Raw genomic sequence first — 22373 nt, 5'->3', positions numbered from 1 at the left:
AAAGGGGGTCCCTCTTCGACGCCGATCGGGGGTCCCTTTTGAACGCCGTTTGACAATCTGGGTCGCGCCCAGGGGCTGGGCACCGCATTGTTCGACATTGAGAATATCGAGGTGCTGAAGGGCCCGCAGGGTACGCTGTTCGGCCGCAACACCGAAGGCGGCGCCGTCAATATCACGACGAAGAGGCCCACCGGTGAGTTCCACTTCAACGGCACCGGTGGCTTGGGCAATTTCGGCAGCTACAAGGGCGAAGTTCATGTCGACCTGCCGTCCTTCGCCAATATCGCGCTCAAGATCGACGGCGTCGTAGCCCATCGCGACCCGCTGGTGACGAACCCGTTGTCGGGCGCTGACGGTTTCAACCAATATGACAAGCGCGGCTTTCATATCGAGGCGCTTTGGAAGCCTTCGCCCGACTTCAGCGCCGATTATTCCTTCGACATCTCCAGGGACGAATCGACCTCGCAATATCTGAACCTGATCAAGGCGGGGACAAACATCCAGGCGGCGGCCGCCACCGTCCAGCCCCGCCGGGTGCGCACCGCGAACGTGGGCGTGCCGCAGCAGCCCAGCATCGGCAAGGTCCATGGCCATCGCTTGACGTTGGAATGGCAGGCGGCGCCGGAGATCACCCTGAAATCGATCACCTCCTATCGCGAACTGAGCCAGAGCCAATTCGACAACGGTTCCGCGGCGACATCCATGTCGACCACCCCGGCCGTCCTTGCCGCCAAGGGCTTCACCGATTTCCAGTTCGCCCGCAACAGCCTCGCCATGTTCGACCAGAATCAATGGAGCCAGGAAATCCAGGCGATCGGCGACATCGGCCGGGTGAAATTCGTCGCTGGCGCACTCTATTATCGTGAGCATGTTTCGGACAACGCGCAGGCGTTCAACACCAATATGTTCACCAATGCGGCCGGTTCGACCTACACGGCCGCTTTCATCGATCCCGCGATGCGACCGATCGACCGCGCCAGCCATGTCACAACCAAGAGCATCGGCGCCTTCGGCCAGGCGACCTGGACGCCGGACATATGGAACGATGCCATCCACCTGACCGGCGGCCTGCGCTGGACCAGGGACAGCAAGCATGGCGCGCTGGAGATCGTCAACAACGCGCTGCCGGTCGATCGTAACGGCGTGTCGGGGGAGATCGGGCTCGACGCCAGATGGTCGCGTGTCGATCCGATGATCAACCTTGCCATCGACCTCAGCCGGGACGTCCTCGTCTACGGCAAATGGTCCACCGGCTATAAATCAGGCGGCGCCAACTCGCGCAGCCAGGAATATGACCCGTTCAATCCCGAATCGGTATCTATCTTCGAGATCGGCGCCAAGACCGAATTCTTCGACAACCATGCCCGTTTCAACATCGCGGCCTATGCCGGCGACTACAAGAATATCCAGGTCGATTTCAGCCGACCCTTTGAAGCCGGCGGCGTTCGCACCACGCGTACGACGACGTCGACGGTCAATTCGCCCGGCAAGGGCGGCCTGCACGGCGTTGAAGCGGAACTGACGGTCAACCCGTTGGCGGGGCTGACGCTTTCCGCCTCCTATGCCTATCAATATGTCCACATCCCGGCGGTGGTGAACCCTTATCCGAACGCGGCGGGCGTCATCAGCACCTTGGCGGTGCCGGTCTACCAGACCTATACGCCCAAGCATTCGGCAAGCGCCGCGATCGACTATGAACTGCCGCTCAACGGCTTCACCATCCGGGCGCATATCGACGGCAATTACGATGGCGGATATTACTCCAATGTCTCCGATCCGAAATATGTCGGCTCCGGCGATCCGACCAACATCTATCAGCCGAAGACTGACAAGGCCTTCGTCGTAAATAGCCGCGTCGCGATCGCCGATATCGAGATGGGCAGCACCGGCGCCAGGGTGGGCGTCGCCTTCTGGGCACGCAACCTCTTCAACGAGCAGCATCTGTTCTACAAATCGCTGAGCCCCACCTCGGGCCTCAGCGGCTTCTTCAACGAGCCGCGAACCTTCGGCGGCGAGGTCAATGTTCGCTTCTGAGGCGGCCAAGGGCGATGGAGGTCGCCCGGACCGACGCCGTCCTTTGAAGCTGATCAACACAAGGGACCTCGGCAGGTCCCGCAACGCAGGGAAGATCCTATGACTCGTCTCGCCATGTCGCCGCTGATGGCCTTGCTGTTCGCGAGCGCTGCTTATGCTGCGCCAATCGAAGCGCCATTGGTGACTCGAACCGCCCCCGATACCTTGCTGGTCACATGGACCGATCATGACCCGGTCGATATCTTTCGCTCCGGCGATCCGGCCGCAACCGTGGAAAATGCCAAGCTGGTATCGAGGCGAGATCGCGATGGCCGGGAAGCCGTAACGGTGGCAAGCGGAGAACGCGCTTATTTCCTGATAAGGGACAGCAAGACCGGCGACACGGTGCGCGTGGCCGAGCGGCTGCTGCCGCTTCAGCAGGGGTCGAACTTTCGGGACATTGGCGGTTATCCCGCAGCCGGGGGCAGGCATGTGCGCTGGGGCCTCATCTATCGTTCCGGGGGCCAGCCGCTGCTGACCGATGCGGACGTAAAGGAAATTCGTTCGCTCAAGATCGCAAATCTGGTCGATCTCCGGTCGAGCGAGGAGCGGGTTCTCGCGCCCACCCGCATCGATGGCGTTCCCTACCAGGCGGTCGGCTATTCGATGTCGGCCCTGATGGGGAGTGGCGCGCCGAAAAATGGCGAGGGTGTCTATCGCATCATGCCGACCGCGCTGGCGCCGCAACTGCGAATGGTATTTCAGGACTTGCTCGCGAAGAAGGGTCCGATCGCCTATAATTGTTCGGCTGGCCAGGACCGGACAGGTTTCGTCACGGCCATGATCCTGTCGGCGCTCGGTGTGCCGCGCGACACGATCCTGGCAGACTATCACCTGTCGACCACCTACCGCCGGCCCGAATGGGAAATGCCCAAGATCGATACCAGCGCCCAGGCCGGCAATCCGGTTGCCCTGATGTTCGCCAAATTTCAGCAGAACCCGGCCGCCGCGAAGCCGCAACCGCTCAAGGATCCCGACGGCACCGCATTTCTGAGCTATGCGTTTGACGAGATCGATAAACGGTGGGGCTCGGTCAATGCCTACCTTGAGCAGGAGATCGGCATCACCAGGGTGGACATTGCATCCCTGCGTGCGACCTATTTGGAATAACGACAATCCCTGTCCACGCGTGCGCGACGAACAGGTGAGTTGCGGCAGGCCGCGTTAGGCGACGGCCTGCGATCCCTTGCGCTGGATGATCGACAGAAGGCGCGGGGCAGGGCGCGTCCCTTGGCGCTTCTGATCGAAACAGCGGTGAGCGCCCTGACGGTATCTCCCCTTGAAGCAGGGCCGCGCTGCCATCAGGCATACCATCAAGTTGCTGGTATCCGGTGATCCGAGACCGCTCTGTGTGGGATGCCTATGCCACAAAAAACCGCAAAAATCCGCCGTTCCCGGTAGATCCTGATACTCTCTGGGGGAGGATTTTGGTGACCCCTACGGGAATCGAACCCGTGTTTCAGCCGTGAGAGGGCCGCGTCCTGACCGCTAGACGAAGGGGCCTTGGGTCGCATCGGCGACCGGCAGGGGGTGGGCTTTAGCAGGCCCTGCTCTCGCGTCAAGGGGAAGGGCGTTGCCGCGGGCGAAAGTGCCTTATCCTGAAGATCGCCGATCCATGCGCCCATAAAAAACCACCCCATGCAAGCATGGGGTGGCCAGGTTCAGGGAGGAGACGCCTCCAAAGGGGGAGGCGCCCATATGACACACCCGAAAGGGGGGCAGGTGCGCCATATGTCTGAAAGATAGGGCAGTTGGCGCGTGCTTTCAAGAGGCGCGCGCCGGCCGCGCCATCGCTTTGTCGATCTGTCCCGGTCGTCCCGTCTTATGCGTCGGCGGCTTCGGGCGTGGCGGGCAGGGCGATCGGGCCCTTGCCCTGGCCGACCTGCGCTTCGAACACGTCGCGCATCAGTTGCAGGGAGAAGAGATGCGCGTGGATCAGCGGGAGCAGGCCGTTCTGGTTGATCTTGCGCAGCTGGTCGCCGCGCATGTCGCGCAGCTTTTCCTCATTCACCATGCGGAAGCCGCGATAGACGAAGGGCTGGTCATTGAATTGCGTCTGTATGGTGACTTCGCCATCCATCAGCAGGTCCATTTCGACGAGGTCGCGCACGAATTGCCCGGTGCGGGCGGCGGCCTGCTCGAAATCCTCGCAGAATTTGAGGACGCCCTGGATCAGTTCGCTGGGCTGGCCATTCTCGAACAGCGGCTGGCCGTCGTCGAAGGCGCCGATAATGGGGCTGGTCGGATCGAAGCAGAGCGACAGCTCGTCGCCTTCGGGACGCAGCTTGGCCAGCATCCAGGGATAGCGGCGGACATAGGCCGGGACATAGGCGGGACCGCCGAGCTTGCCTTCTGCGTCGACGAACACGTTGACGCCTTCGTTCAAGCCCATCAGCAGTAGCGGAACCGCATCGTCGCCCGCCGAAAAGATGATCGGCGCAAAACGCTGCGCGGGAACGAATTCGTCGACGGTCAGCGGCACGGCATGCTGCGTTACCAGGAAAGGCGCCGAGTCGGCGGTGCGCAGGCGGTAGTCGACATGATCCACGCTGCTCAGCGGCAGGAGATCATTGTAGAAGATCGGCAGGTTATTCGCGGGCGCGCTGGCCATGTTCAGGTCCACTCTTTGACTCTGCGACGGGTTGCGTCCGGAAAGCCGGCCGCCGCTGGCTGAATATTGCGGCAAGGCGATAGTGGCCTTGGCCCCGATAGGCAATCGCTTTGTCCGAGTAACGGGAAGGCAGCCGCGCTGGCGTTCAACCCTCGCCGGGCAGGGGAATGAGCTTCCCCGGATTGAACAGCCCTTCAGGGTCGAACGCGGCCTTGATCGCACGAAGCGCGCCGATCCGGGCAGGCCCCGAAAGCCGCGCCAGTTCCGCGCGCTTCATCTGGCCGATGCCATGTTCAGCGGAAATGGAACCCCCGGCCGCCACCACCGCATCGTGGACGAAGGCGTTGATCGCGCCGCCCTGAGCCGCGATCCAGGCCGGGCCGTCCGTCGTCCCCTTGGGCGCGCGAACGTGGAAATGCACATTGCCGTCGCCCAGGTGACCGAAGGAGGAGGCGGTCGTGCCGGGGAAGGCCGCCTGCGCCGCCGCCGCGCCCTCCACCATGAAGGCGGGCATCTTCGCCACGGGCACGCTGATGTCATATTGCAGCGCCGGCCCCTGCGCTCGTTCCGCCTCCGACAAGGATTCGCGGATGCGCCAGAACGCCTCGGCCTGCGCCTCGTTCGCCGCGATCGCCGCGTCTTTGGCGATGCCCGCGTCGAAGGCGGCGGCCAGCGCCGTTTCCAGCCTCTCCGACGGGCTGGGTTCCGACAGGTCGGCATGGTCGACCTCGATCAGGACATGCCATGGCGTCCGCGTCTCGATCGGGCTGCGCGTGCCGGGGATGTGCCCCAGCACGAATCCGAGCGTTTCGTCGGCGATCACCTCGAACCCTTCGACGCTGTCGCCCAGCAGGCTTTCGGTCAGCCGAAGCAGCGCCAGCGCGTCGGCGGGGCTGTCCACGCCAACCCATCCCACCGCCCGCGCCGCGATGGCGGGGACGAGCCGCAGCGAGGCGGCCGTGACCACGCCCAGCGTCCCTTCGGCGCCGATCAGCAACTGCTTGATGTCGTATCCGCGATTGTCCTTCTTGAGCGCATCGAGGCCGTCGAAGATGCTGCCGTCGGGCAGCACTGCCTCTATCCCTTCCACCAGCGCGCGCATCGTGCCGTGGCGCAGCACCTGCGTCCCCCCGGCGTTGGTCGAAACAAGGCCCCCGATGGTGGCCGATCCCTTGGCCCCCAGGCTCAGCGGAAACCGCCGGCCCTGCGCCTCGGCCGCCTCGTGCAGCACGCTCAGGATCACGCCTGCCTCGCAAATCGCCAGATTATCGTCCGGCGAAAGGCTGCGTATCCGGTTCATCCGGCGGAGCGACAGGATCAGCGCGGATCCGTCCGCCGGGGGCGTCGCGCCGCCCACCATGGAGGTATTTCCGCCCTGCGGCACCAGCGCCACGCCCAGTTCGCGCGCGAGCGACACGGCGGCCGCCACCTCCTGGGTGGACGCTGGCGACAGGATCGCCGCGGCTGCGCCGTGGAAGCGCCCGCGCCAGTCGTGCACCCAGGGATCGATGGCGTCGGGATCGGTGATGACGCCCTTTGGACCCAGCAGGGCAAGAAAGCGGTCGATTGCGGCTTGTTCGATCATGGGACATGCTATGCGCCGGAATTCATCGACTGTTCAACCATGTGCCCATAGGGTTCTATGCCCAAAAGGGGTTCGTCTTGCTTCAATCCGTTCTGCTGCTGCTGATCGCGCCTGCCGGCGAACCCGTGCAGATTGCGCAACTCACCATCCAGCAGCGCGTCATCATCCGCGTGCCGGCGGCGAAGAGGGGCAGCGCGCCCGCCCGAATCGCGCCGGAAGCCCGCGAACGCTGGGATGAGAAGAAGGGGCCGCGCTGCGTCGCCTTGCGTTCGATTCGCGGCGCCAGCGTGGTGGTGGACGATGGCGTCGACCTGATGCTCGCCGACAATCACCGCTACCGTGCCCGGCTGGAACGGGGGTGCGACTCCGTCGGCTTCTATTCCGGCTTCTATGTCGAGCCTGCGGCGGACGGGTCGCTTTGCTCGGGCCGCGACGAACTGCAGGCGCGCAACGGGATGAGCTGCGCCATCGACAGTTTTCGCCGTCTCGTGCCCGCGGACGAGGATGATTGATCCGCCCGCCAGCCGCGATTTTCTTGACAACAGGCCGATATTTCCGCAAGGCGCGCGCGAATTCCGTCGCGGCCGCGCAGACGGACACCCTCCTGTTTCGGACGCTTGAATGACTTTTGCCGATCTCGGCCTTTCCGACGAATTGCTCAGGGCCGTAACGGAGGCGGGCTATGACACGCCGACGCCCATTCAGGCGCAGGCGATCCCTCCGGTCCTTATGATGAAGGACATTATCGGTATTGCGCAGACGGGCACCGGCAAGACCGCCAGCTTCGTCCTGCCGATGATCGACATCCTGGCCCATGGCCGTGCCCGCGCGCTCATGCCGCGCAGCCTGATCCTGGAGCCGACCCGCGAACTCGCCGCCCAGGTGGCGGAGAATTTCGAGAAATACGGCAAATATCACAAGCTTTCCATGGCGCTGCTGATCGGCGGCGTACAGATGGGCGATCAGGTCAAGGCGCTGGAAAAGGGCGTGGACGTGCTGATCGCGACGCCTGGCCGCCTGATGGACCTGTTCGAACGCGGCAAGATCCTGCTGAACGGCTGCTCGATGCTGGTCATCGACGAGGCGGACCGGATGCTCGACATGGGCTTCATTCCCGATATCGAACAGATATGCACGAAACTGCCGGCGCAGCGGCAGACGCTGCTCTTCTCCGCCACCATGCCGCCGGTCATCAAGAAGCTGGCGGACCGTTTCCTCTCCAACCCCAAGTCGATCGAGGTCGCGCGCCCCGCTACCGCCTCCACCAACATCACCCAGCATCTGGTGAAGGTTGATTCGCGCAAGAAGCGGGAAGCGCTGCGCGCCCTCATCGATGCGCAGGACGTGCAGAGCGCGGTCATCTTCTGCAACCGCAAAACGACCGTGCGCGAACTCAACAAGAGTCTTCAGCGCCACGGATACAAGTCAGGCGAAATCCACGGTGACATCGACCAGTCGTCGCGTATCGCTGAACTGGAGCGTTTCCGAGAGGGTAAGGTCAACATCCTGGTCGCGTCGGATGTCGCCGCGCGCGGGCTCGACATCAAGGGCGTAAGCCACGTCTTCAATTTCGACGCGCCCTGGCACCCGGACGATTATGTCCACCGCATCGGCCGCACCGGCCGCGCTGGGGCGAAGGGCGTCGCCTACACATTCGTCACATCCGACGATGCCGAGGCGATTGACAATATCCAGAAGCTGATCGGCACGAAAATCCCTTATGCCGATCTGCCTGCAGGGACGGATGCCGCCCCTGCGCAGGCAAAGCGCGGCGAGGGCAGGGACGATCGCGGCCGCGAGGAAGGGCGCGAGGAGAAACGCCGCGAGGACCGTCCGCGGGCAGATCGCCCCCGCGCCGAACGCCCCCGCGAAGAGCATCCCCGCGCCGAACGCCGCCCGGAACCGGCTCGCACGCCGCCGCCCCAGCGTCGCCGCGACCCGGTGGACGATGGTCCTGACGAAGGCTGGAACGGGCCCGTTCCCGAATTTCTCTCGGTCGGCTTCAACGGCTGATCCGGCCCGCAGGTTTGCCGTCACCCGGCCCGACGGCCGGGCGTAGCCACGATCAGGCGGCACCCTGCATCCCTGTCCTACACCGCCCGGCATCCGTAAAAAAATCGGCGGGATGAGCGACGCGCTCGCCACAGGAAATGTCCTACATCTGTTCGAAAATGTCGCAACGTGCGGGACATATGCGAAATTAAGCTGCGACTTTCCTATTTTCGCGACTCTAGAGCAGCCCCTTGGCCCTCAGGCTGACATGCCCCTCCGCGCCGATGATGATATGGTCGTGCACGCTGATGCCCAGCCGCTTGCCCGCCTCTATGATCTGGCGCGTCACGTCGATGTCCTGACGGCTCGGTTCGGGCGATCCGCTGGGGTGGTTGTGGACCAGGATCAGCGCGGCCGAACCCCAGTCGATCGCCCGCTTGATGACTTCGCGCGTGTAAATCGCCGCCTGGTCGATCGACCCGTCGCCCATATGATCGTCGCGGATCAGCATGTTGCGGCTGTTGAGGTGCAACACGCGCACCCGCTCGACCGTCAGATACGCCATGTCTGCCCGCAAATAGTCGAGCAGGGCCTGCCAACTGCCCAGCACCGGCTGCGCCGCGACCTCGTTGCGCAACATCCGCAGGGCGGTCGCCTGGACGACCTTGATCGCCGCCACGCTTGTGTCTCCCATGCCGGGCACCCGCGCTATCGCCTGCCAGTCCGCCGTCATCAGCCGGCCGATTCCGCCAAATTCCCGCAACAGCGCCTTCGCCAGCGGCTTGGTGTCGCGGCGGGGGATCGCCAGCGCCAGCAGATATTCGATCAGTTCATGGTCGTGGAGCGCCTCTCCGCCATTTTCCGCCAGCTTCTGCCGCAGCCGCGCGCGGTGGCCCACGCCATCATGCGCGTGCTTTCCATCGACATCGGCCAATGCGTCCATCCCCTTGAGGCCCCGGTTCAAAGGCTATGCGTTGCGGTTTTCCGTCGCAAGGATATTTAACGGGACAGGGACGTTATGCTCCCGTTACGGACGGGCACGTCCATGAAAAGCCGGGGTTGGCCAAGGGAATGGAAGAAGACAGCGGCGAAGACAGGGTTCGCCGGGCCTGGTTGCGGTGGCTGGGCGTCGGCACCGGGTCGCTGGCGCTCGTGCTGGTCGCGCTCTGGACGCAGAGGACGCCGATCGCGGAGAATTTCGTCAGTCGCGAACTCAACCGGCGCGGGGTGCAGGCCAGTTACGATCTGGTCGACGTTGGCTTTCGCACCCAGCGGATCGAAAATATCGTCCTGGGCAATCCTGCCCGGCCCGACCTGACGGCGCGCTGGGTGGAGTTGGACATCGCCTTTGCCGGCCTGACGCCGCAGGTGGCGGCGGTGAGGGCCGGGGGCGTACGGCTGCGCGGCTCTGTGCGCGATGGCGTGTTGCGGCTCGGCGAGCTTGACCGGTTCCGCGATCCGGCCTCGACCGCGCCTTTCAGCATCCCCGACATTCGGCTTACGCTCTCCGATGCCAGGGCGACGCTCGATACCGACGCCGGCCGGATCGGTATGCAGATCGACGGCAACGGCAACCTGCGGTCGGGCTTTCGCGGCCGGGTGGCGGCGGCCATGCCACGCGGCCTCGCGGCTGGCTGCGGCGTCACCGCCGCTCGGGCGATGATCGACCTAGCGATGACGCAGGGGCGGCCGCATCTGCGCGGGCCTCTGCGCCTGGATGCGCTGGCATGCCGTGGGGCGGGGCTGGCCGTGGCGCATCCGTCCGCCGACATCGACCTGACACTGGGAGAGGGTCTGGACCGCTTGACCGGCCATGTCGATCTTGCCGCCCATGCGTTCAAGGCGACTGGTCTCGTGCTTGCCGCGCCCAAGGGACGTATCAGTATTGACGGCGACGCCAGGCGCAGCACCGGCAAGGTCGATATCGCCAGCCGGTCGGCGTCGGGGCAGGGGGCGGCGTTGCGGGCTGCCCGGCTGATCGGCAACTGGACCGGTGGAACAGAGGGTGCGGCGCTGAGCGGTACCTTCACCGGTCAGGACTTTCATCTGTCCGGTCCTGATCCCCTTGCCGGGCTGCACGCGGGCGCAGCGGGTACGCCGGTCGCGCCGCTGGCGCGCCAACTGGCGGACGCGGTCGGTCGGGCAAGTCGCGGCAATCGCCTGCGCACCAGCTTCGCCCTGGCGCAGAAGGGCGCGGGCGGCAGCATCGTCGTGACCGACGCCGCTATCGATGCGCGCAGCGGCGCGCGCGTCGGCACCGCGCCGGACACCCGGCTGACTGTGACCTGGCCGGGCCCGCGGGGTGGTTTTGACTGGACGCTGGACGGCGCGGTAACCACGCAGGGCGGTGGCCTGCCTCATGCCGCGCTCCGGCTGACCCGGCGTCCTGGCGGTGGCTTCGGCGGCGACCTCTTCGTTGATCCTTACGCCGCCGGCGATGCCCGTCTGGCGCTGGATCGGGTCCGCTTCACGGCCGATGCGAAGGGGGCGACCCGTTTCCAGACGGCGCTTCGCCTGGACGGGCCACTGCCCGACGGCGCGCTGCGCGGGCTGGCCTTGCCTGTTTCTGGAACGATCGCGTCTGGCGGCAGGATCGCGATCAATCCCGAATGCGTGCCGCTGTCGCTGACGGAGGCGCGCTATGGCAGCTTCCTGCTGGGCCGCACCCGGCAGATGCTGTGCCCTGCGGCCGGCGACGCGATGCTGGCTTACGGTCCCGGCGGGCTGAGTGGCGGATTGTCGATCCGCAACCTTGCGCTCGATGGTCGCAACGGCGACAGCCCGATGCGCCTCAGCGCGGATCGTGTCGACGCCCGGCTGGGTCTAACTGGCTTCCGCCTCGTCAATCCCGCCTTCACGATCGGCCCGGCCGACGCGCCGGTTCGCCTGTCTGCGGCTGTGATGGACGGGGCGTTGGGGGCCAAGGGGATCGAGGGCCGGCTGACGGGTGCAGGCGGGCGGATCGGGTCTGTCCCCCTCATCGTCGAACAAGGCAGCGGGAACTGGCGGTTCGCCGGTGGTGCGCTGGCCCTCAAGGCCGCGATCATGGTCAGGGACGCGCAGGCGCCCGCCCGCTTCAATCCTTTGTCCGTACCCGATTTCGCGCTGACGATGAAGGATGGCCGCATCGCCGCCACGGGCACGCTCACGGTTCCGGGCAGCGGAACCAGGGTCGCGGGCGTCGATGTCGCGCATATTCTGCGCAGCGGTGCTGGCCATGCCGATATCGCCGTGACGGGGCTGACCTTCGGCCCCTCGCTTCAGCCGGAACAACTGACCGATCTCACCAAGACGGTGATCGCCAATGTCGCAGGGACAGTGAAGGGGCAGGGACGCATCGACTGGACCGGATCGACCGTCACCAGCAGCGGCACCTTCCGCACCGACGATGCCAGCCTCGCGGCCGCTTTCGGCCCGGTGGAGGGCCTGTCGGGCGAAATCCGTTTCACCGATCTTCTCAATCTCGTCACCGCGCCGGGGCAGGAGGTGCGCATCAAGTCGGTCAATCCGGGGGTTGAGGCGCGCGACGGCCTCGTCCGCTACCGGCTCGAACCGAACCTCAAGGTGCGGGTGGAAGGGGGCGGCTGGCCCTTTTCCGGCGGGCAACTGGTCCTGTTGCCCACCACCATGGATTTCAGCGCGGACGTGGACCGCTATCTGACCTTCCGCGTCGTCGGGCTGGACGCGGGCGCGTTCATCCAGGCGATGGAACTGGAGAATATTTCCGCCACCGGCACGTTCGACGGCCTCATGCCGCTGATCTTCAATGCCCAGGGCGGGCGCATATCCGGCGGCGTGCTGGTCGCGCGGCAACAGGGGCTGCCGCCGCTTATCATGCCCGAAGGCGTATTGCCGACCATCCCCGCCTGCGATCCCAACCGTCAGTCGGGCGTCCTCTCCTATGTCGGCCCGGTGTCGAACGAACAGGTCGGCGTAATGGGCAAGCTCGCCTTCGATGCGCTCAAGAATCTCCAATATAAATGCCTCACCATCCTGATGGACGGCGCGCTGGACGGGGAAATGGTCACCAATGTCGTGTTCAACGGCGTCAACCGCAACCGGATCGGCGACGCGCCCGCCGGGATCGCGCGCAGCTTCATCGGCTTGCCTTTCCTGTTCAATGTCCGCATTTCCGCGCCTTTCCGCGGCCTGCTGGACACCGCCCGCTCCTATGTCGATCCGACGCAGACGATCAGGGACGAGATCGGAAGGCAGGCGGAGGAAAAGATGCGCGCCGCGCAGGTTCAGGGGCTTGCGGTTCAGCCTCTGGAAAGCGACAAGGCGATAGATAGGGAAGCGAAATGAAGAAGCGAGCAATCATCGTCGCCGGGCTGTCCGGCATTGCGCTGGGGGGATGCATTCAGGTGAAGGCGCCCGACAAGCCGATCGAAATCAACCTGAACGTCAAGGTGCAGCAGGAAGTGGTCGTGCGCCTGCAACGCGACGCGCAGACGCTGATCCAGAATAATCCGGAGTTGTTTCCGCAATGACACGCAAGATCCTCATGATCGCCGCCGGAGCCGCGGTCGCGCTGGCAAGTGGCTTTGTCCTTACCGCGCCTGCGCGCGCCCAGTCAGGCGTGGTCGCGGCGGCGCTCAACGCCGGTACGGTGGGCGAGCAGGCGGACGGCTATCTGGGCATCGTCGGTTCGGTCGGCGCGGACGTCCGTTCGGAAGTCGATTCGATCAATATCAAGCGCCGCGCCGCCTATACCCAGCTTGCCAGCCAGCGCGGCGTGACGGTGCAGGATGTCGCGGCGGCAACCGCCTGCCAGACGCTCGGTCGCCTCAAACAGGGGCAGGCTTACCGTATCGGCGGCGGCGCGTGGCAGACGAAGGGCGCAGGGCCGATCGCGCTACCCGCCTATTGCGCCACCGCGGGCTGATCGCGCCAGGATATATAGCGGACTTTCACACGCCCTTCGTTCGCGCCGGATGGTCCTTCTCTTAGCAGGTTGACTATCCGCCATCCCCTTTCTAAACGGGCCGCGCCTTGACGGGTGCAGCCGCAAGCGCCATGCCGCCGCGATGACAGGTCGCGGAGGATCATCATGGCTGCGGATACACCCGGACAGGACCCGGCAGGGGAGGACGCGCGGATCAGTTCGCTTGAAGAGCGGATCGCACGGGCCGAACATGTCGAAAAGGTCAGGCAGGGGGCGACGGAGCAGCAGGCGGACGATGGGTCCCGCCTCGGCAACCGGGTGCTCGCTGAACTGATCGGCGGTCTTGTCGGCGGTGCGTTGATCGGCTGGGTCCTGGACAAGCTGTTCGACACATCCCCATGGCTCCTGCTCGTTTTCCTCGGTCTCGGGATCGTGGCGGCGTTCAGGAACATCATCAGATTGACGACGACGAAGCGTCCCGACCAATAGGGACGCTTTTGTCATAGTCCGAAGGCTTAGGCGTTACAGGGGTCAACGTGGCAGAATCCGGCAAGATCGATCCGATGCACCAATTCGCTATCGAACCGCTGTTCGGTACGGATCATTGGTCGGTTGGCGGCTATAATCTCGCCTTCACCAACAGCGCGCTCTACATGGTGTTGGCCGCCGTGGTGCTTTGGATCTTCGTGATCGGCGGCATGAAGCGCGAACTGGTGCCGGGCCGCTGGCAGATGGCGGTCGAATATATGACCGGCTTCATCAAGAACCTGCTGATCGCCAATATCGGCGACAAGGGCCGGAAGTATATCCCCTACGTCTTCTCGCTGTTCATGTTCATCCTGCTGGCGAACCTTCTGGGTCTGCTGCCGCTCGGCCTGTTCGGGCTGCACCCCTTTACCTTTACCAGCCACTTCACCGCCACCGGCGTGCTGGCGATCATGAGTTTCTCGATCGTCCTGATCGTGGGCTTCTACAAGCACGGCCTGCATTTCTTCTCGCTGTTCGTGCCGCACGGCACTCCGGCGCTGATGGTCGTGCCGCTCTTCTTCATTGAACTCGTGTCCTTCATGGTCCGCCCCTTCAGCCTTGGCCTGCGACTGTTCGTCGCCATGACGGCCGGCCACGTGCTGCTGAAGGTGCTGGCGGGCTTCGTCATCAACAGCGCCAACGCCTCTCCGGCGCTGGGCCTGACCGTCGGCACCGCCAGCTTCGTCTTGATGATCGGCATCAGCGCGCTGGAGATGCTGGTCGCGGTCATCCAGGCCTATGTGTTCGCGCTGCTGACCTCGGTCTATCTCAACGACGCCGAGAACCTGCACTGAGTTTCGCAATTTCATCAACGTTTTTGAATATTTAACAAGGGAGTTTACGACATGGACGCAGAAGCCGCAAAGCTGCTCGGTGCTGGCCTGGCCGCGATTGGCGCGGGCATCGCTGCCCTCGGTGTGGGCAACGTGTTCAGCAGCTTCCTGGAAGGCGCGCTGCGCAATCCGGGCGCTGCCGACGGTCAGCAGGGCCGCCTGTTCATCGGTTTCGCCGCGGCGGAACTTCTGGGTCTGCTGGCGTTCGTCATCGCCATGATCCTGGTGTTCGTGGCCTGACACGAAACTGGACGTGGGCGGGGCGGCGTGACGAGCGCCGGGTCCGCCCGCTCCGCCGAATATTGACCGCCCTCCCACCGGACGGACCCGTAACATGCCTCAAATCGCGCAAATCGCCGATACATATGCCAGTCAGATCTTCTGGTTGCTGGTGACGTTCGGCTTCGTCTTCTTCGTCATTGGCCTTGGCATGGTGCCAAAGGTTCAGGGCACGGCGGATGCGCGCGACGCGAAGATCAGCGGCGATCTGGACGCGGCAAAGGCGGCTTTCGCCCGCGCTGACGAGGCGGAAGCGGATTATCGCACCCGCGACGCCGAAAACCGCGTTGCCGCCCAGGCAGTCGTCGCAAAGGCGAAGGCGGATGCGGCCAAGGCGTCGGAAGCGCAGCTTGCGGCCGCCGATGCCGAAGTCGCGACGAAGATCGCCGCGGCGGAAGCGCGCATCCGGGCTGCGAGCGACGCAGCGCTGGCGCAGATCGAAACCGTTGCCGCCGACGCGGCGCGTGACATGGTGGTGCGCATTTCCGGCGTCGAAGCGTCGGAAGAAGCGGCCCGCAACGCAGTAAAGGCGGCACTGGCCCATGGCTGAGGCAGCAGCACAGCATCAGGGCGAAGCGCCCAATCTTGAACAGGCCATCCACGCCGAAGGGCTGGAGCCGGTCGGCACCGTCGCCCATGAAGGCGTGGCGCCGCATAGCGATCCCAAGGCGGTCGGCATGGACGCGACCGCGTGGGTCAGTCTTGCCATGGCGGTGTTCATCCTGATCCTTCTGGTCAAGAAAGTGCCCGCTGTCATCGGCAAGGCGCTGGACGGCCGTATCGCGCAGATCAGGGAGCAGCTGGCAGAAGCATCGAAGCTGCGCGCCGAAGCCGAGACGCTCAAGGCGGAATATGAAGCCAAGCTCGCCGCCGCGACCGGCGAAGCCGAAGCGATGCGCAAGGCGGCCGAGCATGAAGCCGAAGGGCTGATCGCTGACGCCCGCGCGAATGCGGAGGCGCTGGTCGTTCGCCGCCAGAAGATGGCGGAGGACAAGATCGGCGCAGCCGAACGGGCCGCCATCGCCGGCATCCGCGCCAAGGCAGTGAGCGCGGCTACCTCCGCCGCTGCGACTCTCATCGCGCAGGGCCACGACGCCAATGCCGACAAGGCGCTGGTGGATCGGGCGATCAACGGGCTCGGCACCGTCAACTGACAGGCCTGACCGACGGCATGACAGGGCCGGTGCGCACCGTCGCACCGGCCCTTTTGCTATGCGCCGATCCACTGTCCTACAGGGTGGCTTGATCGCTACATCATGAAGAGGCGGACGGGCAGGCCGCGCAATATTCGAATGCGAGACGGAAATTAAACGCTGATTTCTACGGGAAATATGCGAAGTTAAGCGAGCGGTCTCCTATTCCGACCGCAGACGTCATTCAGCGCCCGAGCGCTTCCACCAGCGCCTTGACCTTCTTCTGCCGCCATTGGGGCAGGGGCGCTATCAGCCAATAGGCGAGCAGGGCGGGGCTGGCGTCGCCCACCTGTCGTACTCGTCCGGAGTCCAGATCCGCCTGCGCCAGCAGCAGCGGCACGCTTGCCCGGCCGAAGCCGTTGGCCGCCGCCTCGATGGCCAGTCCTCCATCCGCCACGCGAATGATCGCCGGCTTGTCGCCGGCGGGGCAGCCCGGCCAGTCGATGCGGTGATCGGGGCCGCCTGTCGCCCTTTCCACGGTCACATAGGCGGCCTCGCCGATCTTCACCCCTTCATGCTCGCCCGGCCCGTCGCTCAGGCGCAGCGCGATGTCCAGATTGGCCTCGGTGAAGTCTAACGCCTCATCTGCGGCGATGAGCTGGAAGGTCAGGTCGGATTGTCCCGCCGCATAGGCGGCAAGGCGCGGCTGCAGCCATTTGGCGCTGATGTCGCGCGGTGCGGCGATGGTGAGAGCGTTGCTGGATTGCCCGGCCTGCATCGCTCGCACCGCTTCCTCGAATTCCAGGAAACCGGCGCGCAGCGCATCCAGCCCCGCTTCCGTCTCCGGCGTCAGTTCCAGCCCCTTGGGTGTACGGCGGAACAGCACCACGCCCAGCATATCCTCAAGTGCGCGGATCTGTTGGCCCACGGCCGCAGGCGTTACCGCCAGCTCGTCCGCCGCGCGGGTGAAGGACAGGTGCCGCGCCGCCGCATCCAGCACGCGCAGCCCGTTCAGCGGCAAATGAGTCCGCTTCATTCGGCCACCGCCGGCGCGATCAGGGCGAAATGGGGAATGGCGACACTGAATGTCTCGCCGCCGGCACCGATCATGCGATAACTGCCTTTCATGGAACCGGTCGGCGTATTGAGCGGACAACCCGACACATAGTCATAGCTTTTACCGGGCTGGACGACGGGCTGTTCGCCGACCACCCCGTCGCCTTCAACGCTATGCTGTCTACCGCGCCCATCGGTGATGATCCAGTGGCGGGTCAGCAGTTGCACCGGTTCGTCGCCGATATTTTCGATCCGGATATGATAGGCCCAGAACCAGCGCCCCCGGTCCGGCTCCGACTGTTCGGGCAGGAAAGTGACGGCGACGTGCACGGTGATGTCCCGCGTCGTCGCGTGAAAGGGGAAAAGCGCGTTCACCGCCATGAAATGCGCTCCAATCCCCTCGTCCGTCAACGCCCTATCGCGCGCAGGGCCTGATCGAAGTCGGCAATCACGTCGTCGGGGTCTTCCAGCCCGACATTGAGCCGCAGCATATCCTCCGTAATGCCGACTTCCAGCCGCGCTGCTTCCGCCATGCCATAATGGGTCGTGGAGGCCGGGTGCGTCATCAGCGATCGCGAATCGCCGATGTTGTTGCTGATGTCCACCAGTTCCAGCGCGTTGAGCAGGCCATGCGCCTCCGCCCGGCCGCCGCCGACATAGAGCGAGAAGATCGGCCCAGCCATCGCCATCTGCCGCATCGCCAGGTCATGCGCCGGATGGCTCTCCAGCGCCGGATACAGCACCTTGGGCAGGCGGCCTTCCAGGAAGCGCGCAACCTTCAGCGCATTCTCGCTCTGCCGGCGGATGCGCAGGTCCAGCGTCTCCAGCCCCTTCAGAACCACCCAGGCGTTGAAGGGGGAGAGCGTCGGCCCGGTGTTTCGGTGAAAGGGTAGCAGCACATTGTCGATCCAGTCGCGCGTGCCGCACACGGCCCCGGCGAGCACCCGGCCCTGGCCGTCCATCATCTTGGTCGCGCTGTAGGCGACGACATCCGCGCCCAATTCCATCGGTCGCTGGAGCGCCGGGGTGGCGAAGGCATTGTCGACGACCGTGGTGATCCCTCGCGCCTTGGCGATGGCGCACACCGCCGCGATGTCCACCACGTCCATGGTCGGGTTGGCGGGCGTCTCGAAGAAGAAGACCTTGGTATTGGGCTTTGCCGCCGCTTCCCACGCGCTGCTGTCGTGACCGTCGATGGTGGTGGTTTCGATTCCGAATTTGGGCAGCAACGTATCGACCAGCCAGCGGCACGAACCGAACGCGGCCTTCGCCGCGACCACATGGTCGCCCGCCGACAGCTGGCAGAGCAGAGCCGCCGTCATCGCCGCCATTCCGGTCGCGGTGGCGCGACAGGCTTCCGCGCCTTCCAGAAGGGCGATGCGTTGCTCCAGCATCTCGACCGTGGGGTTCTGGAGCCGGCTATAGGTCATGCCGACCTGCTCGCCGGCAAATCGCGCGGCGGCGTCCTCGGCCCGGTCGTAGCAATAGCCGCTGGTCAGGAACAGGGCTTCGGACGTCTCGCCAAATTCGCTGCGCGCCGTTCCGCCCCGGACCGCCAGCGTCGCCGGCTTCCAGTTGCGCGTCACGTCCGGGTTCTGGCCGCTCTTCCGCTTCATATCGCCTTCCGCATATCCTGATGCACACGCGGCGTTGCGCCGCCCAATATCTCTGCCATCTGGCTCCTGTCGCCATTACCGCCAGACAGAATAACCGCAACCCGCTTCCCTGCCATCGTCTGCTTTTCTTGGATGAGTGCGGCCAGCGCCACTGCGCCCGCGCCTTCGGCCAGATTATGGGTGTCTTCCCAATAAACGCGGATGGCGTGGGCGACTTCATCGTCGGTGACGGCGACGAAGCGGTCGGCGCGCGGCCCGAAATAATCGAGCGCGGCTTGCACCGGCGTGCAGACTGCCACGCCGTCGGCAAAGGTGTGGGCGGTGGGGCTGGCGATCAGCCGGCCTTCCTCGAAGCTGCGCTTGGCGGCGTCCACATGGGCGGATACCACGCCGACGACCTTGGTCTTGAGGCCAAGCGCGTCGCGCGCGGCGATCGTTCCGCAAAGGCCCGATCCGCAACCCACCGGCACATAGACGGTGTCGATGTCCGCCACCGCGTCGAACAGTTCCAGGCCATAGCTGGCGACGCCGCGCACCAGTTCCTCATGATAGGGCGGCACCATGTACAGCCCCTGTTCCTGCGACAGGCGCATGGCTTCCGCCTTGGCGCTGTCGAAGTCGTGACCATGCTCGATCAGGGTCGCGCCGAATGCGCGCATCGCGGCGTTCTTTTCCTGCGCATTGCCGTGCGGCACCAGGATGGTGATGCCAAGGCCCGCCGCAGTCGCAGCGCGCGCCTGCGCCTGCCCATGATTGCCGCGCGTGGCGGTGATGATACCCGAAACCTGCGGATGGGTGCGGCGCAGCCAGTCGATATAGGTGACGGCGCCGCGCGCCTTGAACGCGCCGGTCGGCAGGTGGTTCTCATGCTTCACCCAAAGGTCGCACCCCGTTCGGGCGGCCAGCAGCGGCCAGGCATATTGCGGTGTCGGCGGCATCCGCGCATGGACCATGGCGGCGGCGGCGCGGAGCGAGGCGAGCGAGAAGTCGGTCATCCTCCGCCCTTAGCGATCCCGCTGCGTGACGGACAGGACCGGTGCCGCGGGATTGGACCGACGCGTTCAGGACGGCTTTCGCTGCTTTGTGTTGAGCAGGGGGTGAAGATGGGATTCTTCCCATGCCATCCGTTCACGCAGTTCGTCCTGAAGCGCCAGCACCGCCAGGCGATAGGTGGACCAGTCCGCCGCAATTTGCGCCGGGTTCCAGTGCTTCACATGGTCGCTGTAGCGCAGGAATAGCGCCACGACGCCGCGACTGTGGGTGCGGACCACCTGCTCTTGCTCCGGCGGGAGGGTGGCGCGGGGCAGGGAGCGGGTCAGCGCGTCCTCCCGCGCCATATGGTCGCGGAATAGCTGGGAAAAGGCGATGCGTTTCTGCGCCAGCCTCGGCATGTTTTCCGGGCCTGCATCGTCCATTTCGCGCGCGAAATCGAGCATCAGCGTGCGCAGCTCGGCATGGCCCTGCGTCAGTTCGGTTATCATAGATTAAGCGATCCCTGTTTTCTACCTAGATCGGCCCGGGAACGTTAACCTTTAGCCCCTCCACCAAATAAAGCGGATTGAGGCGCTTCAAAGCGCCGCGAGTACCGCGTCGGCCATTTCCACGGTGGTCATGGCGCCGCCCAGATCCGCCGAGCGCGCGCCGCTCCGCAGCGCGCCTGCCACGGCCGCTTCGATACGGTCGGCGGGCTCAGGCAGGTTCAGCGAATAGCGCAACATCATCGCCGCCGACAGGATGGTCGCCAGCGGATTGGCCTTGCCGGTGCCGGCGATGTCCGGCGCGGAACCGTGGATCGGCTCGTACAGGCCCTGATTGCCCTGGTTCAGCGTGGCCGAGGCCAGCATGCCGATGGACCCGACGCACATGCTCGCCTGATCGGAGAGGATGTCGCCGAACAGGTTGCCCGTGACGATGACGTCGAACTGGCCAGGGTTGCGGACCAGCTGCATCGCGGCATTGTCGACATACATGTGGGACAGGGCGACGTCGGGATAGTCCTTCGCCACTTCGATCACCGTGTCGCGCCACAGCTGGCTCGTTTCCAGCACATTGGCCTTGTCCACCGAGCAGAGCTTGCCGCGCCGGGCGCGCGCCGCCTGGAAACCGGCATGCGCGATGCGCCGCACTTCGGCTTCGTTATAGGACATGACGTCATAACCTTCGCGCAGGCCATCGGCGGTGGTGCGAAAGCCCTTTTCGCCGAAATAGACGTCGCCATTGGTTTCCCGCACGATCAGCAGGTCGATCGCGGCCGCGACCTCCGGCTTCAGCGCGGATTCGCCGGCCAGTTCCGGAAAGACCTTCGCCGGGCGCAGGTTGGAGAAGAGGCCCAGTTCCTTGCGCAGGCCAAGGATCGCCTGTTCCGGGCGCAGGTGCCGCTCAAGCGCGTCGCAATCCGGATCGCCCACCGCCCCGAACAGGATGGCGTCGGCGCGTTTCGCCAGGTCCAGCGTTTCGGGCGGAAGCGGATGACCGACCGCCTTGTAGGCCGCGCCGCCGACCAGACCCTCTTCATAGGTCAGGCCCGGTATCGCCAACGCATCCAGCACGCGCTTCGCCTGGGCGACGATTTCGGGGCCGATGCCGTCTCCGGCGAACAGGGCGATGAGCATGCAACTATTCCTTACCAATCGTGCGGATGCCTTTTCGCGAAAGAAAAGGACCGGTCGTGCGCGCAGGCCTTTGCAGAACGAACCGGCTTTAGGCAACCGCTCTTTTCAGTCGTTCCACCAGCCGTTCGCGGGCGGCGAGCACATCGCTGCGCCTTTCGGTGAGGACCGAGCGTTCAAGGAAGAAGCCGGTCAGCCGCAGCCCGTCGAGGATCTGCGCCCAGTCGCCCGCGCCGCCCGCCAGCAGGAACGGCGGCAGGGGCAGCAGCCGGTCCTCATAGCCGCTGGCGCCCGCGCGACTTACCGCCGCCGCGCTGCGCGGACTGACGAAGGCGAGGTCGTCCGCGCCGCCCAGCGCCGCGCATCGCGTGAGGTCCAGGCCAAAGCCCAGTTCGGCAAGCAGCAGCAATTCGTATCGCACCAGCGCCGCCGCCCATCCCCGCGCCGCCGGGGCGGCCTCCACCGCATCGAGCAGGCCGGAAAAGGCCTGATGCAGGGCAGGATAGGGCGTCCCTTCGGGCAGGGCGGCCGCGGTCAGGGCACAGCTCCAGTCAATCGCGGCGGCGGGCAGGGGTTCGGCGTGGAGCGGCGCGCGGCTGTGCGCCAGTTCGACGGTCAGTCCGGCAAGCTGCTCGTCCGTCCGCGCGCGGAAGTCCGCCTTTACCACATTGCCGGGCATCAGCACCGGACGCATCGCCCGCGACCGGCCGCCGCGTACATAGCCCGGCAACAGGCCATGATCAGGCGTCAGCAGCCGCGCGATCGCGCCATGTTCGCCATGATGGCGCACGGCGCAAACGATCGCGGAGGTCGTGAGGGACGGCATCGAGTCGCCTTTTAGATGCGGTGGGCGCCGGGGTCACGCATGGGTCACGGCGCCGAAGTTCACACCGTCACTGTTCATGCAAATCCACCGATTATCGCGCGGTGCGCGTCCCCGACGCACCCTGACGCGGCAGCAACGCGCCTGTAGCGCGTCCGTGACGCGCCGCCCGGGTCACGCCGACGCGACGGTAACGCGCCAAGTTGGTCACAACTGCGCGTCATGATGGCGGGGGTAAGGGGCTGGTCCGGCGAACGGAGGAGGGTGTGGGAACGGCGCATCCGACAGGATAGACCAGAGATTATCCTACATTGATAGTGGTTTTGGAGGCAGGGGGGCAGGCGGTAGGG

The 22373-nt window shown here is 65.2% G+C and carries 22 protein-coding genes and 1 tRNA gene; 12 read left to right on the top strand and 11 right to left on the bottom strand.

Annotated elements, in window-relative coordinates; translation table 11 throughout:
- Positions 1-87 precede the first annotated feature (87 nt).
- Entirely contained in the window at positions 88-2034 is a 1947-nt protein-coding gene (locus AX724_RS06560; RefSeq protein WP_197421496.1) for a TonB-dependent receptor, read from the top strand.
- Between the two features lie 99 nt (positions 2035-2133).
- On the top strand, positions 2134-3183 hold the full coding sequence (locus AX724_RS06555) for a tyrosine-protein phosphatase (RefSeq protein WP_066764578.1): 1050 nt from the start codon (positions 2134-2136) through the stop codon (positions 3181-3183).
- Between the two features lie 318 nt (positions 3184-3501).
- On the opposite strand, the gene AX724_RS06550 is transcribed toward AX724_RS06555, so the two are convergent.
- The 3 genes from AX724_RS06550 to AX724_RS06540 all read right to left on the bottom strand — a co-directional run bounded on the left by AX724_RS06550 (position 3502) and on the right by AX724_RS06540 (position 6269).
- Positions 3502-3576 (bottom strand) — tRNA-Glu (locus AX724_RS06550).
- Between the two features lie 319 nt (positions 3577-3895).
- A complete protein-coding gene (locus AX724_RS06545) occupies positions 3896-4684 on the bottom strand; it encodes a SapC family protein (protein ID WP_066764577.1) in 789 nt (262 codons plus the stop codon).
- A gap of 145 nt (positions 4685-4829) precedes the next feature.
- The gene (locus AX724_RS06540) at positions 4830-6269 is read right to left on the bottom strand and encodes an FAD-binding oxidoreductase (protein WP_066764576.1); all 1440 of its coding nucleotides are present in this window, start codon (positions 6267-6269) and stop codon (positions 4830-4832) included.
- 77 nt (positions 6270-6346) lie between these two features.
- Between AX724_RS06540 and AX724_RS06535 the strand changes: the two genes are divergently transcribed.
- Both AX724_RS06535 and AX724_RS06530 read left to right on the top strand, forming a co-directional pair.
- Positions 6347-6781 carry a hypothetical protein gene (locus AX724_RS06535; RefSeq protein ID WP_066764585.1) on the top strand — a complete coding sequence of 145 codons (435 nt, stop codon included), beginning with the start codon at positions 6347-6349 and terminating at the stop codon, positions 6779-6781.
- A 109-nt stretch (positions 6782-6890) separates the two neighbouring features.
- Positions 6891-8282: a DEAD/DEAH box helicase gene (locus AX724_RS06530; RefSeq protein ID WP_066764575.1), complete on the top strand. Its 1392-nt coding sequence runs from the start codon at positions 6891-6893 to the stop codon at positions 8280-8282.
- Positions 8283-8499: 217 nt separating this feature from the next.
- On the opposite strand, the gene radC is transcribed toward AX724_RS06530, so the two are convergent.
- Positions 8500-9204 (bottom strand): RadC family protein, encoded by a 705-nt coding sequence (gene radC / locus AX724_RS06525; protein WP_443018661.1) that lies wholly within the window; start codon positions 9202-9204, stop codon positions 8500-8502.
- 128 nt (positions 9205-9332) lie between these two features.
- On the opposite strand from radC, the gene AX724_RS06520 reads away from it, so the two are divergent.
- The 8 genes from AX724_RS06520 (at position 9333) to AX724_RS06485 (ending at position 15940) form a co-directional block, all read left to right on the top strand.
- Entirely contained in the window at positions 9333-12566 is a 3234-nt protein-coding gene (locus tag AX724_RS06520) for an intermembrane phospholipid transport protein YdbH family protein (protein ID WP_066764573.1), read from the top strand.
- Complete coding sequence (locus AX724_RS06515) at positions 12563-12751, top strand: YnbE family lipoprotein (protein WP_066764571.1); 189 nt, start codon at positions 12563-12565, stop codon at positions 12749-12751. The genes AX724_RS06520 and AX724_RS06515 overlap by 4 nt, the downstream gene beginning before the upstream one ends.
- Entirely contained in the window at positions 12748-13146 is a 399-nt protein-coding gene (locus AX724_RS06510; RefSeq protein WP_066764569.1) for a YdbL family protein, read from the top strand. Before AX724_RS06515 ends, AX724_RS06510 begins: the two co-directional genes overlap by 4 nt.
- Before the next feature lie 165 nt (positions 13147-13311).
- Entirely contained in the window at positions 13312-13635 is a 324-nt protein-coding gene (locus AX724_RS06505) for an AtpZ/AtpI family protein (protein ID WP_066764567.1), read from the top strand.
- Positions 13636-13682: 47 nt separating this feature from the next.
- A complete protein-coding gene (locus AX724_RS06500) occupies positions 13683-14468 on the top strand; it encodes a F0F1 ATP synthase subunit A (RefSeq protein WP_066764563.1) in 786 nt (261 codons plus the stop codon).
- A gap of 51 nt (positions 14469-14519) precedes the next feature.
- Entirely contained in the window at positions 14520-14747 is a 228-nt protein-coding gene (locus AX724_RS06495) for a F0F1 ATP synthase subunit C (protein ID WP_004207392.1), read from the top strand.
- Positions 14748-14841: 94 nt separating this feature from the next.
- Positions 14842-15336, top strand: a complete 495-nt coding sequence (locus AX724_RS06490) for a F0F1 ATP synthase subunit B family protein (RefSeq protein WP_066764561.1) — start codon at positions 14842-14844, stop codon at positions 15334-15336.
- Complete coding sequence (locus AX724_RS06485; protein WP_066764559.1) at positions 15329-15940, top strand: F0F1 ATP synthase subunit B family protein; 612 nt, start codon at positions 15329-15331, stop codon at positions 15938-15940. The genes AX724_RS06490 and AX724_RS06485 overlap by 8 nt, the downstream gene beginning before the upstream one ends.
- A gap of 223 nt (positions 15941-16163) precedes the next feature.
- On the opposite strand, the gene AX724_RS06480 is transcribed toward AX724_RS06485, so the two are convergent.
- The 7 genes from AX724_RS06480 to recO form a co-directional block, all read right to left on the bottom strand.
- A complete protein-coding gene (locus AX724_RS06480; RefSeq protein ID WP_066764556.1) occupies positions 16164-16955 on the bottom strand; it encodes a LysR family transcriptional regulator in 792 nt (263 codons plus the stop codon).
- Positions 16952-17350: a Co2+/Mg2+ efflux protein ApaG gene (apaG, locus tag AX724_RS06475; protein WP_066764580.1), complete on the bottom strand. Its 399-nt coding sequence runs from the start codon at positions 17348-17350 to the stop codon at positions 16952-16954. The genes AX724_RS06480 and apaG overlap by 4 nt, the downstream gene beginning before the upstream one ends.
- Positions 17351-17382: 32 nt before the next feature.
- The gene (locus AX724_RS06470) at positions 17383-18591 is read right to left on the bottom strand and encodes a trans-sulfuration enzyme family protein (RefSeq protein ID WP_066764555.1); all 1209 of its coding nucleotides are present in this window, start codon (positions 18589-18591) and stop codon (positions 17383-17385) included.
- The gene (locus tag AX724_RS06465; RefSeq protein ID WP_066764554.1) at positions 18588-19586 is read right to left on the bottom strand and encodes a threonine dehydratase; all 999 of its coding nucleotides are present in this window, start codon (positions 19584-19586) and stop codon (positions 18588-18590) included. The genes AX724_RS06470 and AX724_RS06465 overlap by 4 nt, the downstream gene beginning before the upstream one ends.
- Positions 19587-19652: 66 nt before the next feature.
- Positions 19653-20072 carry a hypothetical protein gene (locus AX724_RS06460; protein ID WP_066764551.1) on the bottom strand — a complete coding sequence of 140 codons (420 nt, stop codon included), beginning with the start codon at positions 20070-20072 and terminating at the stop codon, positions 19653-19655.
- Positions 20073-20159: 87 nt separating this feature from the next.
- On the bottom strand, positions 20160-21203 hold the full coding sequence (gene leuB / locus AX724_RS06455; protein WP_066764548.1) for a 3-isopropylmalate dehydrogenase: 1044 nt from the start codon (positions 21201-21203) through the stop codon (positions 20160-20162).
- Positions 21204-21291: 88 nt separating this feature from the next.
- On the bottom strand, positions 21292-22026 hold the full coding sequence (gene recO / locus AX724_RS06450) for a DNA repair protein RecO (RefSeq protein ID WP_066764546.1): 735 nt from the start codon (positions 22024-22026) through the stop codon (positions 21292-21294).
- Positions 22027-22373 lie beyond the last annotated feature (347 nt).

Origin of the sequence: Sphingobium sp. CCH11-B1 (genome assembly GCF_001556865.1) — a bacterium.
In the GTDB taxonomy this organism is placed as follows: Bacteria; Pseudomonadota; Alphaproteobacteria; order Sphingomonadales; family Sphingomonadaceae; genus Sphingobium.
Note: the sequence above shows the minus strand (reverse complement) of the source record. Positions and strands in the feature narration are given on the sequence as shown.

Coding starts and splice junctions, on each gene's coding strand:
- AX724_RS06555 (WP_066764578.1), top strand. CDS start 2,134: ATGACTCGTCTCGCCATGTCGCCGCTGATGGCCTTGCTGTTCGCGAGC.
- AX724_RS06545 (WP_066764577.1), bottom strand. CDS start 4,684: ATGGCCAGCGCGCCCGCGAATAACCTGCCGATCTTCTACAATGATCTC.
- AX724_RS06540 (WP_066764576.1), bottom strand. CDS start 6,269: ATGATCGAACAAGCCGCAATCGACCGCTTTCTTGCCCTGCTGGGTCCA.
- AX724_RS06530 (WP_066764575.1), top strand. CDS start 6,891: ATGACTTTTGCCGATCTCGGCCTTTCCGACGAATTGCTCAGGGCCGTA.
- radC (WP_443018661.1), bottom strand. CDS start 9,204: ATGGACGCATTGGCCGATGTCGATGGAAAGCACGCGCATGATGGCGTG.
- AX724_RS06520 (WP_066764573.1), top strand. CDS start 9,333: ATGGAAGAAGACAGCGGCGAAGACAGGGTTCGCCGGGCCTGGTTGCGG.
- AX724_RS06515 (WP_066764571.1), top strand. CDS start 12,563: ATGAAGAAGCGAGCAATCATCGTCGCCGGGCTGTCCGGCATTGCGCTG.
- AX724_RS06510 (WP_066764569.1), top strand. CDS start 12,748: ATGACACGCAAGATCCTCATGATCGCCGCCGGAGCCGCGGTCGCGCTG.
- AX724_RS06505 (WP_066764567.1), top strand. CDS start 13,312: ATGGCTGCGGATACACCCGGACAGGACCCGGCAGGGGAGGACGCGCGG.
- AX724_RS06495 (WP_004207392.1), top strand. CDS start 14,520: ATGGACGCAGAAGCCGCAAAGCTGCTCGGTGCTGGCCTGGCCGCGATT.
- AX724_RS06490 (WP_066764561.1), top strand. CDS start 14,842: ATGCCTCAAATCGCGCAAATCGCCGATACATATGCCAGTCAGATCTTC.
- AX724_RS06485 (WP_066764559.1), top strand. CDS start 15,329: ATGGCTGAGGCAGCAGCACAGCATCAGGGCGAAGCGCCCAATCTTGAA.
- AX724_RS06480 (WP_066764556.1), bottom strand. CDS start 16,955: ATGAAGCGGACTCATTTGCCGCTGAACGGGCTGCGCGTGCTGGATGCG.
- AX724_RS06470 (WP_066764555.1), bottom strand. CDS start 18,591: ATGAAGCGGAAGAGCGGCCAGAACCCGGACGTGACGCGCAACTGGAAG.
- AX724_RS06465 (WP_066764554.1), bottom strand. CDS start 19,586: ATGACCGACTTCTCGCTCGCCTCGCTCCGCGCCGCCGCCGCCATGGTC.
- AX724_RS06460 (WP_066764551.1), bottom strand. CDS start 20,072: ATGATAACCGAACTGACGCAGGGCCATGCCGAGCTGCGCACGCTGATG.
- leuB (WP_066764548.1), bottom strand. CDS start 21,203: ATGCTCATCGCCCTGTTCGCCGGAGACGGCATCGGCCCCGAAATCGTC.
- recO (WP_066764546.1), bottom strand. CDS start 22,026: ATGCCGTCCCTCACGACCTCCGCGATCGTTTGCGCCGTGCGCCATCAT.